The 17534-nt window shown below is 43.2% G+C and carries 16 protein-coding genes and 1 riboswitch; of the genes, 15 read left to right on the top strand and 1 reads right to left on the bottom strand.

All coding sequences use genetic code 11. The features are described from left to right. Positions 1 to 78: 78 nt before the first annotated feature. A complete protein-coding gene (locus tag QUE24_RS02925) occupies positions 79 to 2061 on the top strand; it encodes a TonB-dependent receptor domain-containing protein (RefSeq protein ID WP_286305170.1) in 1983 nt (660 codons plus the stop codon). A gap of 140 nt (positions 2062 to 2201) precedes the next feature. Here QUE24_RS02925 and QUE24_RS02920 read toward each other — a convergent pair whose 3' ends face one another. Next, positions 2202 to 3530, bottom strand: a complete 1329-nt coding sequence (locus tag QUE24_RS02920) for an MATE family efflux transporter (protein WP_286305169.1) — start codon at positions 3528 to 3530, stop codon at positions 2202 to 2204. Between the two features lie 293 nt (positions 3531 to 3823). Here QUE24_RS02920 and lepA point away from each other — a divergent pair, with 293 nt between their 5' ends. The 14 genes from lepA (at position 3824) to QUE24_RS02850 (ending at position 17293) form a co-directional block, all read left to right on the top strand. Beyond that, positions 3824 to 5620 (top strand): translation elongation factor 4, encoded by a 1797-nt coding sequence (gene lepA, locus QUE24_RS02915; protein ID WP_286305168.1) that lies wholly within the window; start codon positions 3824 to 3826, stop codon positions 5618 to 5620. Between the two features lie 23 nt (positions 5621 to 5643). Further along, positions 5644 to 6420: a signal peptidase I gene (gene lepB, locus QUE24_RS02910; protein ID WP_286305167.1), complete on the top strand. Its 777-nt coding sequence runs from the start codon at positions 5644 to 5646 to the stop codon at positions 6418 to 6420. A 10-nt stretch (positions 6421 to 6430) separates the two neighbouring features. Beyond that, positions 6431 to 6808, top strand: coding sequence for a DUF4845 domain-containing protein (locus QUE24_RS02905; RefSeq protein ID WP_286305166.1), 378 nt, complete (start codon positions 6431 to 6433; stop codon positions 6806 to 6808). After that, complete coding sequence (rnc, locus tag QUE24_RS02900) at positions 6808 to 7455, top strand: ribonuclease III (protein ID WP_286305165.1); 648 nt, start codon at positions 6808 to 6810, stop codon at positions 7453 to 7455. The genes QUE24_RS02905 and rnc overlap by 1 nt, the downstream gene beginning before the upstream one ends. Positions 7456 to 7485: 30 nt before the next feature. Continuing rightward, positions 7486 to 8391 carry a GTPase Era gene (gene era, locus QUE24_RS02895; RefSeq protein ID WP_286305164.1) on the top strand — a complete coding sequence of 302 codons (906 nt, stop codon included), beginning with the start codon at positions 7486 to 7488 and terminating at the stop codon, positions 8389 to 8391. A 7-nt stretch (positions 8392 to 8398) separates the two neighbouring features. Continuing rightward, complete coding sequence (gene recO / locus QUE24_RS02890) at positions 8399 to 9112, top strand: DNA repair protein RecO (protein ID WP_286305163.1); 714 nt, start codon at positions 8399 to 8401, stop codon at positions 9110 to 9112. A 12-nt stretch (positions 9113 to 9124) separates the two neighbouring features. Next, positions 9125 to 9856, top strand: a complete 732-nt coding sequence (gene pdxJ / locus QUE24_RS02885; RefSeq protein ID WP_286305162.1) for a pyridoxine 5'-phosphate synthase — start codon at positions 9125 to 9127, stop codon at positions 9854 to 9856. Next, positions 9853 to 10236: a holo-ACP synthase gene (gene acpS / locus QUE24_RS02880; RefSeq protein ID WP_286305161.1), complete on the top strand. Its 384-nt coding sequence runs from the start codon at positions 9853 to 9855 to the stop codon at positions 10234 to 10236. The genes pdxJ and acpS overlap by 4 nt, the downstream gene beginning before the upstream one ends. Further along, positions 10236 to 11120 (top strand): cysteine synthase CysM, encoded by an 885-nt coding sequence (gene cysM, locus QUE24_RS02875; RefSeq protein ID WP_286305160.1) that lies wholly within the window; start codon positions 10236 to 10238, stop codon positions 11118 to 11120. The genes acpS and cysM overlap by 1 nt, the downstream gene beginning before the upstream one ends. Before the next feature lie 2 nt (positions 11121 to 11122). Next, positions 11123 to 13189 (top strand): translocation/assembly module TamB domain-containing protein, encoded by a 2067-nt coding sequence (locus tag QUE24_RS02870; RefSeq protein ID WP_286305159.1) that lies wholly within the window; start codon positions 11123 to 11125, stop codon positions 13187 to 13189. 9 nt (positions 13190 to 13198) lie between these two features. After that, a complete protein-coding gene (locus QUE24_RS02865; protein ID WP_286305158.1) occupies positions 13199 to 13807 on the top strand; it encodes a YdbL family probable chaperone protein in 609 nt (202 codons plus the stop codon). An 83-nt stretch (positions 13808 to 13890) separates the two neighbouring features. After that, the gene (gene rlmD, locus QUE24_RS02860; RefSeq protein WP_286305157.1) at positions 13891 to 15225 is read left to right on the top strand and encodes a 23S rRNA (uracil(1939)-C(5))-methyltransferase RlmD; all 1335 of its coding nucleotides are present in this window, start codon (positions 13891 to 13893) and stop codon (positions 15223 to 15225) included. Positions 15226 to 15452: 227 nt separating this feature from the next. Beyond that, a riboswitch (cyclic di-GMP riboswitch) is annotated at positions 15453 to 15531 on the top strand. A gap of 17 nt (positions 15532 to 15548) precedes the next feature. Next, a complete protein-coding gene (locus QUE24_RS02855) occupies positions 15549 to 16130 on the top strand; it encodes a VPLPA-CTERM sorting domain-containing protein (RefSeq protein ID WP_286305156.1) in 582 nt (193 codons plus the stop codon). A 53-nt stretch (positions 16131 to 16183) separates the two neighbouring features. Further along, a complete protein-coding gene (locus QUE24_RS02850; RefSeq protein WP_286305155.1) occupies positions 16184 to 17293 on the top strand; it encodes a DNA alkylation repair protein in 1110 nt (369 codons plus the stop codon). Positions 17294 to 17534: the final 241 nt, after the last annotated feature.

The following is a 17534-nucleotide window of genomic DNA, read 5'->3' as shown; positions in this document are numbered from 1 at the left end:
TTCATATTCATCATCTCGCTTAATCATTAGAATGCGATCTTGTTTTATTTGATAATGATTATTATTAACGAGGTGGTTGTGAGTAAAAGCTTAAACCCAATTAGTCATCGGACTGTACTTTCTGTCGCGCTTTTCGCCGCGATGTTTTCACAGGCTGCAATAGCTGAAGAAATAATCTTGGACACTGTTGAGGTGACTGGTAACACGATTACTCCTGAACTTAACAGCGTGACCGCTGAACAAATTGAAAAAGTTCAGGCGAATGATTTGGAAGATTTATTCAGTCAATCACCAGAAATATCTGTCGGTGGTGGTGTCGATATCGCTCAGAAACTCTATGTGCGAGGTATTGAAGACCAATTGCTGAGCATCAGTATTGATGGCGCTGTTCAGGCAACACGTTTATTTCACCATGCTGGGCGCATCAGTATTGAGCCAGAACTTCTTAAACGTGTTGAAGTGAATGCCGGCTCAGGTAATGCGCTATCAGGTGCTGGAGCACTTGGTGGTTCAGTCAAATTTGTTACTAAAGATCCTGAAGATATGCTGAAGCCGGGCGAGCAATTTGGTGGCTTGGTCAAAGGCATGTTCTCCAGCAATACAGATTCGTTTAAAACAAATACCACACTGTTTGGTCGTCTGACTGATGACTGGAGTGCTATGGTTTCTGCGACCAACTACAACGCTGATGCCTATGAGGATGGTAATGGCGATGAAGTTGAAGGCAGCAAATTCGACCAGGACTTTCTTTTTGCCAAAGTTGTTGGTCACCTGACTGATAGTCAGACAGTTCGTCTGAGTTATCAGAAACGTACCGATGATGGTGAAAGACCATTCAGACCGCAATGGCCTGTTCTTTCCTGGAATCCACTAGCTCCTCTAGAGCTGGAACGCGAAACCGTCACGTTCAATTATGAATTGAACCCTATTGATAACCCATATCTTGATTTGGGCCTTACTGTGTATAACATCGAGTCAGAACTGAAGCGAACTGGTGAACGAGATCCTTACATCGGGACAGGTGAAAGCAAAGGTCTCGATTTGAGAAATACTTCGATCTTCGGGATGCACAAAGTGACTTACGGTATTGATTACCGTGAGGATGAAACTTACGCAGGGCCTCCGAGTGACGAGCGTGCACTGAAGGAAAATGTAAAAGTTAAAGGTGTTTATATTCAGGATGATATTCAAATCACCGATGCGCTACTTTTAAGTGCGGGTCTGAGATACGATGACTATGAACTGAATGATGCTGATAATCAAAAGTTTGAGGAAGATGAAGTCAGTCATAACATTGGTATTAACTATCACTTTACTGATAACTGGAGTGCTTTCGCCTCTTATTCGGAAGCTTTCAAAGGACCTACATCTCAGGATGCTTATAAGCTATTCGGTAGCTATGATGCAGACCTAAAACCAGAAGATGCCGACAATACTGAATTTGGTGTCGCCTATGAATCAAGAACTTGGTTTGGATCTGCCAAAGTTTATCGTTCAAACATTGATGACATCATCGCTGATCGCGTTGGTGGAGGAGCGGCGGCTGGAACAATCTTCGAAAATGTGGGCGATCTGGAATCAGATGGTTATGTACTGGAGATTGGTCGTCGTTGGGAAAAATTGATGGGTCGCTTGAGTTATCACCATAATGATATCGAAATTGCTGGCCAGGATGCGGGAGGCTACTCAACAAATGGACAAGCTAACACCATTGGTGACAGTTTGGTTGCTACCCTAGATTATCAGATGAATTCTACCTGGACATTCGGCTGGAATGCACAGTTTGTGAAAAGAGAAGACAATGTTGATTTGTATGCACCTGTCTGGTTACCAGAGGGCACTAAAATAGATAAGCCAGGCTATGCCATACACGATTTTTATGCACAGTGGCGTCCTTCTAGTACAGAAGATGTCGCAATCACACTGACTGTTCGAAATGTCTTTGATAAATATTATCTAGATCATGCCAGCGTAGCTGATATTGCAGATGTGAATGATGGCGTCAGTGGTTTCGCAGAACCTGGTCGTGATGTTCGCCTGAGCGTTGCTTGGCAGTTCTAATTTCCCCAACCGTCTGAATACTCTCAGACTTTGCTATGAGCCAGATAATGTATGTTATCTGGCTTTTTTTGCCTGATGATTCATGACATATGAATTTTGTTGCCATTCTTCTGTTTTTAAAAAAGATACTTTAGCGATGTTTAATTCATTTTTTTTGGGCGATATCGGATAAATAAGAGGATAGCGAGTAAAAATGTCAGCCATTCTGAGAGTGGTAAAGCAATAAGAAATTCAGGCTCTGGAAGTAACCAAGACAAAACGAGTAACAATGCAATAGGCAAGAATAACCCTCTCGATAACGCGATGGCCATAGAGGGAATCGGTTGCTGGATGGCCGTTAAATAAATAGAAAGAATCACATTAACACCATTTATCAAAAATAACGGCCACAATAGAGAAATAAAGTGTTTGGATAATTGCATCGTGTGTTCGGCTGTTTTATCCAGAAACAGGCTGCTGATGTGTTCTGGGAAATAGAGCAAACACAGTGTCACACTGATACTGATGCAAAGAATACCGATGATGGCTGTTAGCATAAACTGACTGATTCGCTGGGTATTTCGGGCCCCATGATTTTGACTGACCACCAAATGTAATGCATCAGATATGCCGTAATACAGCATCAGACTGATAAAGATCAGGTAATTAATGACGGCAAAAGCCGCGATACCCTCAACATCAAGCCGACTGACTAAAATCCAGTTCAATACCAGGATGACCAATCCCCCAGAGATTTCATTGATAAACTCTGATCTGCCATTAAACATTACGGGTTTTATTTCTGATTTATTATGTTGGATGAATGAAAAAGTTAACTTTTTCTGAGATCGTAAAAAATAACGACTTAACATAATCAGTTGTATGGTTTGTGCAATGGCTGTTGCAGCGGCAGCGCCTTTTAGTCCCCATTCGAATACGATAATAAACACAGCATCCAGAATAATATTAATGATGGCGCCGCTGATTAATGCAACTGAAGCGAGTGTTTGAGCATTATCCTGACGAATAAAGTAATACATCACCATCGTAGAAATCTGAATAAGCAATACAGCACTGATGATCAGAAAATAAGGCCTGATTAACGTTAGTATGGAGGTGGGCGTGCCGAGAAAAAGCAATATAGCGTCAGTGAATAACCAGGAAAAAAGCAGAAAACCAAGTCCAATAACGACAATAATAAGCAGGCACTGGCTAAAGACATCGGATGCTGATTGAAAACGTTTCTGACCAATATAATAGCCCGCTCGAACGGCTCCTCCAATGGAAAACATTAAAGCCAGTCCAAATATCAATGACAGATAGGGAATCAGTAAATTGATGGCTGCGAGCCCCTGAGCACTGACAAATTGGCCGACAAAAATACCATCTACGATACTGGCCGTAGTGATGGCTAATAAGCCCAAAATGGAGGGGATGGCATAGCTTAAGAAGGTTTTTATGATGGGACCCGTCAGGACCGATTTATCCATGGTAATTATTGTCCACAAAAGTACTGTATTGCTATTGAGATGATCTGACTCAGAAGTCTTCTCAGCCATGAGCGAAGACAGAGTGTCAGACTGGTATTCAGAAGTCACGTTTTTATCTAAGGCGTGTCGAGATTATCGTTTTGTCATAGTGAAATGCGTATAATGTGGGATCATTTGCTGAGCGCGTGACTCAAAGGCCTATATCATCTGCCAGCGGGAACAATGCATGTCATGCAAAATCTATGTTAACTGTTCGGAATGGCCACCGACGTCACTAATGAAAATGTAACTAAATGAACAATATACGTAACTTTTCTATCATCGCACATATCGATCATGGTAAATCCACCATTGCTGATCGGTTTATTCAAATTTGTGGTGGTCTGACTGACCGGGAAATGTCCCAGCAAGTGCTAGATTCTATGGATATTGAGCGCGAACGTGGTATTACCATCAAAGCGCAAAGCGTATCACTGGAATACAAAGCACGCGATGGGGAAACTTATCAGCTGAATTTCATCGATACACCCGGACACGTCGACTTTTCTTATGAAGTATCCCGCTCTCTTGCTGCTTGTGAAGGGGCATTATTAGTCGTTGATGCGGCGCAGGGTGTGGAAGCACAAAGTGTGGCGAACTGCTACACCGCCATTGATTTAGGCTTAGAAGTATTGCCAGTTCTGAATAAAATTGATTTACCTTCGGCAGAACCGGAACGTGTTGCCCAAGAAATTGAAGACATTATCGGCGTCGATGCTATGGATGCTGTACGTTGTAGTGCCAAAACTGGTATTGGTATTGAAGACGTACTGGAAGAGCTGGTGGCAAAAGTCCCTGCGCCAAGAGGTAATCCAGACGCACCTCTTAAAGCCCTCATTATTGATTCCTGGTTTGACAGCTACGTGGGTGTTATTTCATTGGTACGTATTGTCGATGGCTCACTTAAGCACAAAGATAAAATAAAAGTCATGTCGACAGGGCAGGAATATCAAGTCGATCAAGTAGGTACTTTCACACCTAAACGCACACCATGTAACGTGCTGGATTGTGGTGACGTGGGTTACGTCATTTCAGGGGTCAAGGAAATTGATGGGGCACCGGTAGGTGACACCTTAACGCACGCACACCATGGTGCAGATAAAATGCTGCCCGGTTTCAAAGAAGTAACCCCACAAGTCTATGCCGGTATTTTCCCTGTCAGCAGTGATGATTACGAAAACTTCCGTGAAGCCTTGTCGAAATTACGCCTAAATGATGCTTCATTATTTTATGAACCTGAAAGCTCACAAGCCTTAGGATTTGGTTTCCGTTGTGGTTTCCTGGGGCTGTTGCATATGGAAATCATTCAGGAACGATTGGAACGTGAATACGATCTTGATCTGATCACAACAGCGCCGACCGTTGTGTTTGAAGTTCTCAAGAAAAATGGCGAAGTCGAACGGGTTGAAAATCCATCATCGCTACCTGATGTTGGCACCATTGAAGAAATACGTGAACCTATCGTCAGAGCGGATATTCTGGTGCCACAAGACCATTTAGGCGCTGTGATTACCTTATGCGTTGAAAAACGTGGTGTGCAGAAGAATATGCAGTATATGGGAAAACAGGTTGCGTTAACCTATGAACTTCCTATGAATGAAGTGGTCATTGATTTCTTCGACCGTGTGAAGTCTGTCAGCCGTGGCTATGCCTCGCTTGACTATCACTTTGTTCGGTTCGAGCCAGCCAATCTGGTGAAATTAGATATTATGATTAATGGTGAACGAGTCGATGCCTTATCGCTCATCGTGCACAAGGATAGCAGTGTGAGTCGCGGGAGACTGCTAGTCGAAAAAATGAAAGAGCTGATACCGCGTCAAATGTTTGATATTGCTATTCAAGCGGCTATTGGCGGACATATTATTGCTCGTTCTACCGTCAAAGCGATGCGTAAAAATGTATTAGCTAAATGTTACGGCGGTGACGTTTCTCGTAAACGTAAATTGCTGGAAAAACAAAAAGCAGGTAAAAAACGGATGAAGTCTGTTGGTAAGGTGGATGTGCCACAAGAAGCCTTCCTCGCCGTATTACAACTGTCAAAGAATTCATAAAAGGTAGGAAGGAGCGTTATACAGTGAGTTTTCCCGCAATCATGGTGTTACTGGTAGCCGTCACCGGCTTGATTTGGTTAATCGACAAGCTGTTTTGGGCACCAGGTCGTGATAACGATGCAAAAGAACCTGTCGTGGTTGAATATGCACGCTCATTTTTTCCTATCATTCTTTTGGTGTTAGTGATTCGCTCCTTTATCGCTGAACCTTTCCGTATCCCATCGTCATCAATGGTACCTACGCTGCACATTGGTGATTTTATTCTGGTGAATAAATTCTCATATGGCATCCGTTTACCGGTCCTCAACACAAAAATATTAGAGACAGGCGAGCCTGAACGAGGTGATGTGGTAGTTTTTCGTTACCCGGTGAAGAAGAATAAAAGTGACCCTGATATTGACTATATCAAACGTGTGGTAGGCCTTCCCGGAGATAAAGTCGGTTATTTCAATAAAACGATTTATATTAACGGCGAACCGGTTGCACAAGAGCCACAAGAAAAACCTGAAAGCATGATTAATATTTCAGCTCCAGGCTCTGAGTTACGTTCTGAACAGCTCGGTGAACATAATCATCTAATCGTGGTTGAACCGGGTGTTAAACGTGTGGAAGGTGAAACCGTGGTGCCTGAAGGACACTATTTTGTTATGGGGGATAACCGTGATAACAGTAATGATAGTCGTTACTGGGGAACCGTCCCTGAAGAAAATTTGGTCGGTAAGGCCTTTTTAGTTTGGATGAGTTGGGACTGGAATGAGGGCGGCATTGTCTGGAATCGTTTAGGTCAGTCTATTGAATAAGGAGATTGTGATGAAACACCAGCGAGGTATGACATTAATTGGCTGGGTCATTGTGTTGGCCTTGATTGCTTTTTTTGTGACATTAGCGATTCGTTTGGTGCCGATGTATCAGGAGTATTACGGTGTCGTCCAGATCATGGAAGATATGAAGACAGAACTACGTAATAACAATCTCTCGAAAAATGAAGTACAGACACTGCTTTCTAAGCGCTTTAATATCGGCTATATCAGTAGTGTCGAACGCGATGATGTCGAAGTTTTCCGCGGTAAAAACACCGCCTACGTAACGAAAATCGTTATCGACTATGAAGTGCGAAAACCGTTTTTTGCTCAGATCGATCTGGTCGGGCATTTTCATAAAGAAATTGATGTAGAGCCACAGCTATAATGATAACCCAGCGGCAAAAAGCCCTGTGCAAACAGTTAAAAGTAGAATTTAAAGATACCGCATTTTTACAACAAGCCTTAACGCACCGCAGTGCGGATCCCAAAAATAATGAGCGTCTTGAATATCTCGGTGATGCTATTTTGAGTTTTGTGATTGCGGAAGAGTTATTCAACCGTTTCCCTCAAGTTAAGGAAGGAAAATTAAGCCGTCTACGGGCTTCTCTGGTCAAAGGTGAAACCTTAGCTGAGCTGGGGCGCGAGTTAAAGTTAGGGGATGTATTAATCCTCGGGCCAGGTGAACTAAAAAGTGGTGGTTTTCGTCGGGAATCAATTCTGGCTGATGCGGTAGAAGCTATTTTAGGTGCACTTTATCTTGATAGCGGTCTGACACCTGTCAAAGAGCTCATCTTAAGACTATTTGCCGAGCGAATAGCGTCTATTGATGTGACAGAAACGGTCAAGGATCCTAAAACGCGTTTGCAGGAATTATTACAAAGTCGTAAACAGCCTTTACCGCTATATAGTGTTAAAGAATTAAAAACAGACAAGAAACAGCCTGTCTTTGAAGCATCCTGCCAGGTTACCTTGCTGGACAAAGTGGTCGTTGCTCAAGGCAGTAGTCACCGAAAAGCTGAAAAAAGCCGCTGAACGTGCCTTAACTCTAATAGAGGGTAAATAATGAATACCACACCATTTCGTTCCGGTTACGTTGCCATTATTGGGCGTCCAAATGTGGGTAAGTCCACATTAATCAACCGTATTCTTGGTCAGAAATTATGTATTACTTCACGTCGCCCACAAACGACCCGCCACCGTATTCTAGGTATTAAAACCACAGACCAGGGCCAGTTTATCTACGTTGATACACCGGGTATGCACAGCGACGGTAAAAAAGCGATGAATCGTTATATGAACCGCGCTGCTGCCGCTTCAATTGACGATGTGGATGTGGTGCTGTTTGTTGTGGAAGGACTGAAATGGACGGAAGATGATCAGCGCGTCTTGAAACGTATTCAACAAGATGCACGCTCTCCAGTCATTTTAGTGTTAAATAAAGCCGATAAACTCTCAGACAAATCAGATTTATTACCACAGATACAATCACTTGCACCACAATATGATTTTGCGGCTGTTGTGCCTATTTCTGCACGGAAAGGTATGAATACAGATGTACTGGAGCAGGAAATTGCCAAGTTAATGCCTGAAGGCGAGATGATCTTTGATGAAGATCAATTAACCGATCGCAGTTCACGCTTTTTGGCGGGTGAAATCGTACGTGAAAAATTATTCCGTTATCTCGGTCAGGAATTACCTTATTCACTCACTGTAGAAATTGAACAGTTCGAGGAAGAAGAAGGCATGTATCGAATTGGTGCTGTTGTTTATGTTGAGCGAAGCGGTCAGAAGTCGATTGTGATTGGTAAAAGAGGCGAACAGCTCAAGCTTATCGGTCAGGATGCTCGGCTGGAAATGGAACAGCTATTCGGTTGTAAAGTGTTTTTACAGATATGGGTCAAAGTGCGTGAAGGCTGGTCAGATAATGAGCGCATGTTAAAGAACCTGGGTTATAACGACGACCTATAGGTAGCTTGTGGAGCTGACGTCTGCTTTTGTTCTGCACCATAGACCCTATCGTGAAACCAGTTCACTGGTCGATGTGTTAACGCAGGATTATGGGCGAGTGAGTCTGGTCGCTCGAGGTTTACGGCAAAAAAAGAAACGCAGCTCATCGATACAAATATTTCAACCGCTCTGGCTCAGCTGGTATGGCCAAGGTGATTTAGTGACATTGAGTCACATCGAAGTGGATGAACCCAGTTATCGTCTTGTTGGTAATGCCAGCCTCTGTGGCCTTTATATGAATGAGTTGCTCGTCAAGTTATTACCTCTTCATGAAGCGGAACCAGAGATTTATCTGGCTTACCGTCAGGCGCTGTCTTCACTCCAACAAAAAAGCAATGAACAGATTACCCTGCGATTATTTGAAAAAGCGCTGCTCAGCCATCTAGGCTATGGTCTGGCATTAACGGTGGATGTCGATTCTGGTCAGAATATTGAAGATGAAGGCATGTATATTTACCATCCAGATAGTGGTCCACGCCGTGTATTTGGTCAACAGCTTGAGAATACGGTATCTGGACGCAGCTTACGTCATCTTGATCAGGAAGCGGAATTTGATGATGTGAGCCTGAAAGAAATCAAACATATGATGCGGTCAGTGATAAATTATTACTTGGGCGGCCGTCCTTTACATAGTCGTCAGTTATTTGCTGGGCTTAATCAATTTACAACAAAAACAAACTGAGTTTGGAGATTCATGTCTATTTATCTAGGTGTCAACATCGATCACATCGCCACACTGCGTCAAGCTCGTGGAACACGTTATCCTGACCCCATTCAGGCAGCGATTGAAGCAGAGCAAGCAGGAGCGGACAGTATCACATTACATTTACGCGAAGATCGTCGACATATTCAGGAACGTGATGTGGCGATGTTGAGCGATATCTTGCAGACAAAAATGAATCTTGAGATGGCGGTCACTGAAGAAATGTTGGCGATGGCTGAAAAATATCGTCCTGCAGACTGTTGTTTAGTACCTGAGAAACGTGAGGAATTGACAACAGAAGGTGGTCTGGATGTGGCGGGGCAGTTGTCTCGAATGCAGCAAGCGTGTCAGCGCCTTGCGGCGGCCAATGTACGTGTCTCTTTATTTATCGATCCTGATTTGGCTCAAATAGAAGCGGCAGTGGCTTGCGGTGTACCAGTGGTAGAACTTCATACTGGCCGTTATGCTGATGCCGAAACCGATACAGAGGCCGAAAGAGAGCTTGCCGTGATTGCTGATGCAGCAAAACAGGCTCATGAAAGGGGATTACAGGTGAATGCTGGCCATGGTCTGCATTACCACAATACTCAGAAAATTGCGGCGATACCAGAACTGGTGGAGTTAAATATTGGCCACGCGATTGTGGCGCGTTCGGTGTTTACTGGCTTTCAGGCAGCGGTTCGCGAGATGAAACAATTGATGCAGGACGCGCGCCGGGGATGATCATTGGCATTGGCACAGACCTGGTTCACATTCCCAGAATGCAAGACTTACTCGATAAACATGGTGATAAGTTTGCTGAAAGAATACTCAGTGCCCATGAGTTCAGCGAGTTTAAATTGCAACTTAAACCGGCTAATTTTTTAGCGAAACGATTTGCAGCAAAAGAAGCCGCCGCTAAAGCCATGGGAACAGGATTTCGGGATGGTTTAAGTTTGCGTCATATCAGCGTCAGAAATAATTCACTGGGTAAACCTGAGTTACAGTTCGAAAAAGTGGGACTGGAACTGAAAGAAAAAATGCATATTGATAAGGCGATGTTAAGCCTGAGTGACGATCATGAATATGCGATTGCTTATGTTGTGTTAATGGAAGCAAATTGATGAAATCTTACCCGACGATTGAAGCCTTTATTGGCCGCACGCCGCTTGTCAGATTACAGCGTATTCCCGGCGAGTCGAGTAATACCATTCTGGTGAAGCTGGAAGGCAATAATCCTGCTGGCTCGGTTAAAGACCGACCTGTGGTGAGTATGATTCAACAAGCGCAGTTACGGGGTGATATCATGCCCGGCGACACCTTGATCGAAGCGACCAGTGGCAATACGGGTATTGCTTTGGCGATGGTCACGGCGATATTAGGGTATCGAATGATTCTGATTATGCCGGAAAACAGTAGTGCTGAACGTCGTGCTTCAATGAAAGCGTATGGTGCCGAACTTGTTCTGACAGATGGTATGGAGTCCGCAAGGGATCTGGCCTTACAAATGCAGAAAGAGGGCAAAGGCAAGGTGCTAAATCAATTTGGAAACTTTGATAATCCTCTGGCCCATTATGAATCTACGGGGCCTGAAATATGGGCTGATACCGAGGGCGAAGTTACCCACTTCGTGAGTTCAATGGGCACGACCGGCACAATTATGGGGACATCGCGTTATTTAAAAGAACAAAAACCAGCGATTCAAGTGGTGGGTGTGCAGCCGGCAGAGGGCGCCAGTATTCCGGGTATTCGCCGTTGGCCGCAGGCTTATTTACCTGAGATTTTCGAGCCAGAGCGCATTGATATAACAATAGATGTCACTCAAGATGAAGCTGAAAGCATGATGCGACGACTGGCCGCTGAAGAAGGTATTTTTGCCGGAGTGTCATCGGGTGGTGCATTAGCTGCAGCTATGAAGGTCTCTGAGCAGGTAGAAAATGCGGTGATTGTCAGTATCGTCTGTGATCGTGGCGATCGTTACATCTCAACAGGCGTTTTCCCTGCCTGATAATGAGCTATCTGACGCCAAAGTCAGTTTTCTTATGGCTATGTTTATGGTCATTCCCGGTATTCGCTATTAATACGATTCAAATTAGTAGTGAACATAGCTGGGCAGAAAAATTTGATGCGAAAGAGCTGAAGACCTATGTCCAACTTACTTCTGATGGTCTGAAGCTATCAGGGACCGCTGCTCAAATCACCTTAGCTGAACCACTGAATCAATTACGCAATGTGACATTTGAGTGTACAAAAGCAGCTTGGTTAACGGATGCCTTTCATTGTCAGTCAGGTAGTTTACAGTTTTCTCATCCTGAGCTGGGGCAGCAACAAATCCAATTTAGTCTCGATGTCAGTACCGAAGGTGAACAATATCATATCCAGCTAAAAAATCTGAGACTGGATGGTGGTACGGTAAGCCTTGATATTAGTCTTGATGAACAGCGTTGGGACGTGAATATTGATGCTCAGAATATTCCCTTATCAGCACTACAGAAATGGCTACCTCAATTTTTGGATAAACAATACATTGATGTGGTCAACAACTGGCAGCCTCAAGGTCAGATATCTGTTCAAGCACGTTTTGATGGAAACTTGCTGGGAGTATCGTCAGCCACCGCAAAGTGGCAATTCACTGATTTGGGTTTTAGTAATACGACGGCAAGTCAGGTGGCGGAAAATGTGACAATGCAAGGAGATGTCGCCTTAAATAATACGGACAATACCTGGGATATTGTTGCTGCATCTTCATTCACTGCAGGCCAGGTTTATAGTGATCCTGTCTTTGTCGATTTATCTACTTCTGCCATTGAGTTAAGCATTGAAGGCAAGTATGAATCAGGCTTAAATCACTGGACCTTAGCGGATATCAAGTTAACGCAACCAGAACAATTTACTTTAGAGGCCACTGCTGAAATAACAGATAATATGCCGACTAAGGTTGAAGCGAATGTGACTGTAAAAACGCTATCACCGTTTTATTCCACATGGCTAAAGCCTTTTATGGTGGGCACTGCCGCAGCTGATTTACAATTGTCAGGTCAGGTTTCATCCTCAATAAGTTGGTCTGACAAGCAGCATCAGCTGAGTGCCACGTTGAATAACGTCAGTGTGGTGGATAGTGAGCAGCGTTACAAGGCGGATAAGCTGAATGGTGAACTGGTTTGGACCAATAGTGATAAGCCTTTAAATGGTTATTTATCCTGGCAGCAAGCCAAACTGTATGCTGTCGATATTGGTGCCGGCAGTCTGCATACGCAAACTGTGAAAAATGGCTTTAAGTTAGTAGAAGAAACGACGATTCCCGTATTGGATGGAGAGCTACAAATAAATCAGCTGAGTTTGCAGCAACAAGAAGATAAACAGATAACCTGGTCATTTGACGGCTTGTTGTTACCGATATCCATGGAGAGTTTAACGCAGGCACTGGACTGGCCGACAATGCATGGTAAGTTATCGGGCGTTATTCCTCATGTGCGATACCAATCTCAGCAATTAACTATCGATGGGGCATTACAAGTTAAAGTCTTCGATGGTACGACAGTCATTCGCGACTTGCGTTTGACGGATCCTCTTGGCGTATTACCACAACTGTATGCCAATATTGATATCACAGAGTTAGATTTAGCACTGTTAACCAAAACGTTTGATGTGGGAAAAATTACAGGTCGTGTGTCCGGAGCTGTTCATAACTTACGATTGTCTGATTGGAAACCGGTCCAGTTTGATGCCACATTAGAAACGTCTGAAGATAATCCGGGAAAACGTGTTATCAGTCAGCGTGCCGTAGATAATTTAACGCAGGTTGGCGGTGGTGCAACAGGCATGATATCCAGAAGTTTTTTACGTTTTTTTGATGACTTTTCTTACAAACGTTTAGGACTGTCTTGTTATTTACGAAATGATGTCTGTGAAATGGCTGGCATCGAAGATGCTGATCAGGGGTACTATATTGTGAAAGGTGGTGGCGGTTTACCACCATGGATTGATGTGATTGGTTATACACGAAGAGTGGACTGGGCAGATTTATTAGAGCGTATCAAAGCGGTACAAAATAGTTCTGGACCGATAATTGAGTAAGGAGAGGTTATGCAAATCATGAAATGGTTAACGGGGACGGTGTCGGGATTAATGTTGGTCTCGTGCGTGACTATAAATATCTACTTCCCAGCAGCGGCAGCTGAAAAAGCGGCAGATAGAATTATTGAAGATGTATGGGGACCAGATACAAACCCCGCTGATACGATTAAATCTGATGATCAGGATAAGCAGTCTTCAGTATCAGATGCCAAGTTGCCACTGGCAATGTCGATATTGAACTGGATGGTACCGAAAGCTGAAGCGGCGGGCGCGGATATTAATATCAATTCACCCGCTATCAATGCATTACAGTCGAATATGAAATCACGCCATGAAAGCCTGAAGCTTTTCTATAATAGTGGCGCAATAGGTTTAACTGATGATGGTTTTATTACATTGCGTGATGCTAAGTCGGTACCGTTAAAAGACCGTAATCAGTTAAACAGCTTGATTGCCGCTGAAAATAATGATCGTAAAGCGTTATATGCTGAAATCGCCAGAGCCAATGGTCATCCAGAATGGCAGAATGATATCCAGCAAACATTTGCACAACGTTGGATTAGTAATGCTGCTAATGGCTGGTGGTATCAACAAGGCGGCAGCTGGAAACAAAAATAATTACATCAGATTGATTATAATAACGATATCCAGTGGTGTGAAAACACCACTGGATTTTTATTTTTCAGAGATAAGAGATAACAATGGCAAGACGTAGCCGCAGACAAAGAATACCGCAAGAGCTTGTGACAGCAGAGATTGAGTCATTATCACATGATGGCAGGGGAATTGCTCGCATCGAAGGCAAAACTGTTTTTGTAGATGGCGCATTAGCCGGAGAAAAAGTGAACTTTCAATATAGTCGGGTTCATAAAAAATATGATGAAGCGCGCACGGTAGAAGTCTTGTCTGCTGCTGATGATCGGGTAGAGGCAAAATGTCAGCATTTTAGTATTTGTGGCGGCTGTAGTTTGATGCATATGTCACCTGAAGCACAGTTGGCTCATAAACAGGCCACATTGGCTGAACACTTTACTCATTTTGGTAACTTAAGCCCTGAACAGTGGTTGGAACCTTTAACCGGTCCATTATGGGGATATCGTCGTAAAGCACGCCTCGGCGTTAAATACGTCGCTAAAAAAGAACAAGTTTTAGTGGGCTTTAGGGAAAAGTCATCGCCGTACATTGCCATGCTTGAACAATGTGAAGTGTTAGATCCACGTGTGGGTCATCGTTTAACGGATTTAGCTTCATTAATTGGTGGATTGGAAGCCTATAACCGCATCGCTCAGATTGAAGTGGCAATGGATGATGAACATGTCGCATTGGTGTTTCGTAATCTGGATGAATTATCCGAGACTGATAAAAATGCATTGATTAGCTTTGGACAAAACAATAATTTATGGATTTATCAGCAACCAGGTGGGCCGGATACCGTGTCTTTATTATGGCCTGAGTCTGCTCAGCTTAGTTACGCACCAGAGCCGGGGTTGAACTTACAGTTTGACCCGAGTGACTTTACGCAGGTGAATGCGGGTATTAACGAAAAAATGATTCAAAGGGCCATGACGCTGCTGGATGTTCAGGATGGAGATCGTATTCTTGATTTGTTCTGCGGGCTCGGCAACTTTACTTTGCCTTTAGCTAAACGGGTGACAGAGGTCGTTGGCGTTGAAGGTGATGCTGCACTGGTACAACACGCAAAAAATAATGCCGCACTTAATGCCTTATCTAATGCCGAGTTTGAGCAAGCGGATCTCACCCAAACAGAATTGAAAGATTATCCTTGGGCACAAAAAGGGTTTAATAAGATTTTACTGGATCCTCCCAGAAGTGGGGCATTTGAAGTGTTGCATCAATTAGCTGCGTTAGGTGCTGAGCGATTGGTATATGTCTCATGTAATCCTGCAACGCTAGCACGTGATGCTGGCGAACTGGTGAACCAGCATGGCTACATTATGGAATCGGCAGGCATTATGGATATGTTCCCACATACCACCCATGTCGAGTCTATTGCTGTATTTGTAAAAAAACGTTAAAAAAGATTAAAAACTGTACCAAAGTACAATTGTTCCGACATAGATATCCTCATATTATGCAATCGTCCGGAATAAGTTGAGTCGGACTTATTTATCCGTTAACAGTGAAGTTATCGGACAAGTAGAGTCGTAATAAGCTGATTTATTTTACTTTTTAGTACCAAAGTACAATTGTTTGGCACATTACAACTCACTAATATCTATCTTGCAGATAGTGATTGCATAATAAACAGATAAGCCAACCTTGGTGTGAGCCATGTGACGGAAAGCCACGGGTCTTTTTTTAAAGATGGCCGGGCTGCATAGTAAACAAGGATAATTCTATGAAATTTTACAAATCGGCTATTTTAGTAGCTGCTATGTTGCTAGGTTTTTCAAGTGTTGCTTCAGCAACATTTTTCCATGGTCACCACCACCATCATGGTGGTTGTGGGGACGATTCATCTTTATGTGATAACCCTGAAACATACTCAGAAACATTTACTGCCTCAGTATCGAACTATTATGAGTTTGGTTATATGGATTTCGATGCTATCACTGACCCTGCAGATTTAGACATTACATCTGCCACACTAAAAATTTCGACAAATGCAAATGGTTGGTGGGATGATTTATATGCTTATACTGATAACTGGTATGGTACTGGTTTGAGCTACTTAGGTTCTCTGGATGGCGGTGTTGAAATGTTCAGCCTAAGCTCAGACTTATTTGACGAAATCCTTGCTGGCATCTCATTCAAGGCTTGGTTTTCAAAATGGAGCGAAGACGTTTTCTGGGCTGAGTTAACAGTGAATGGCGAATATTGCCCACCTGTTAGCGAAGTACCTGTTCCTGCTGCTGTATGGTTACTAGGTTCTGGTTTGATGGGTATGACAGCAATGCGCAGACGTAAAAAAACTGCCTAAGCTAAGACAGAATACCGTATGATAAAAGCCGCGATTCCATCGCGGCTTTTTTTATGGCTGAACAACTCAAAAATAAACTTCATATTCCTGCAGTGAAGGAAATCGGCTCTCTGATTCATTCAGTGTGGCCTGATTTTGCTGTAACGGATTTTATTGAGACTGCATCTCTCAAACTAGATGAGCTGGAGCTCAAGGCGCGTGCAGATTATCTTGCGAAGAGTTTGCATGTTTATCTACCTCACGATTATGTTGATGCAATAAATATCTTATTAGAGGCGGCTGAGTCTCTTAGAGATGAACATTTTTCTGGGTGGGCACATTACCTAGCCTGGCCATTAATTGATTATGTTGCTTTATATGGTCTGGAGCATCGCAACGTTTCTTTTGCTGCACTCGAAAAACTCACTTCATTATTTACAGCTGAGTTTGCTATTCGTTTTTTTCTGAAGGCTCACTTTGATGAAACCTATCAGCAAATGCTGTTATGGGCTGAACATGATGATGAACATGTACGAAGATTAGCTTCTGAAGGCATTCGCCCGCGTTTACCCTGGGCACCGCAACTCGCTGAACTACGTCATGATCCCGCTCTTATATGGCCGCTTCTTGAGAAGTTAAAAAGTGATTCGAGTCTATATGTGAGACGGTCTGTGGCTAATAACATCAATGATATGAGTAAAGATCATCCTCAAATGGTTATTGATGTCTGTTCTCAATGGCAAAAAAATGCTTCTGATAATACGAGTTGGGTGATTCGCCATGCGATGAGAAGTCTCGTTAAACAAGGTATAACAGATGTCTATCCGCTTTTAGGTTTTAGTCACTCGGTTAACATTGAACAAGCACAGCTTCGGCTTTCTCAGTCAGTATTACAGCTTGGAGAAACACTCGTGCTGGAATTGGGAATGCTGAGCAAACAGATTCAATACCTTGTATTAGATTACAAAATTCGCTTTGTTGGTGCGGGAGGGAAAATAAGCAGAGAAAAAGTATTTAAATGGAAAAATATTCATTTAAGTGAAGGACAATATCTTCAGTTGGAAAAACGACATAGCTTGAAGAAGATTTCGACAAGACAATATTACCCGGGCACACATGAGGTTGAGTGTTTATTAAACGGCCAGTGTGTTGCCCGGGCAAGTTTTGAGTTATTGATGCCTTAACTGGATTAGGACATGATTAGGCCGTAAGCAACAAGTGCTAGCCATGCAACAGACATCACGCAGATTAATGCGGCAAAGTTATCGTGAATATAGTGTTCGATTTTTTCCATAATAGTTCTCCCCTCTGAAAATAGTCTGCTGTCTAAACAGCGTGAGGTTATTATTTATCTACTGTGGATATCGGGCATTGACCTAGATCAAAAATCAATCACTTGCTGAATCGATGCTAATTTATAGGCAT

This window comes from Methylophaga marina, assembly GCF_030296755.1.
In the GTDB taxonomy this organism is placed as follows: Bacteria; Pseudomonadota; Gammaproteobacteria; order Nitrosococcales; family Methylophagaceae; genus Methylophaga; species Methylophaga marina.
Note: the sequence above shows the minus strand (reverse complement) of the source record. Positions and strands in the feature narration are given on the sequence as shown.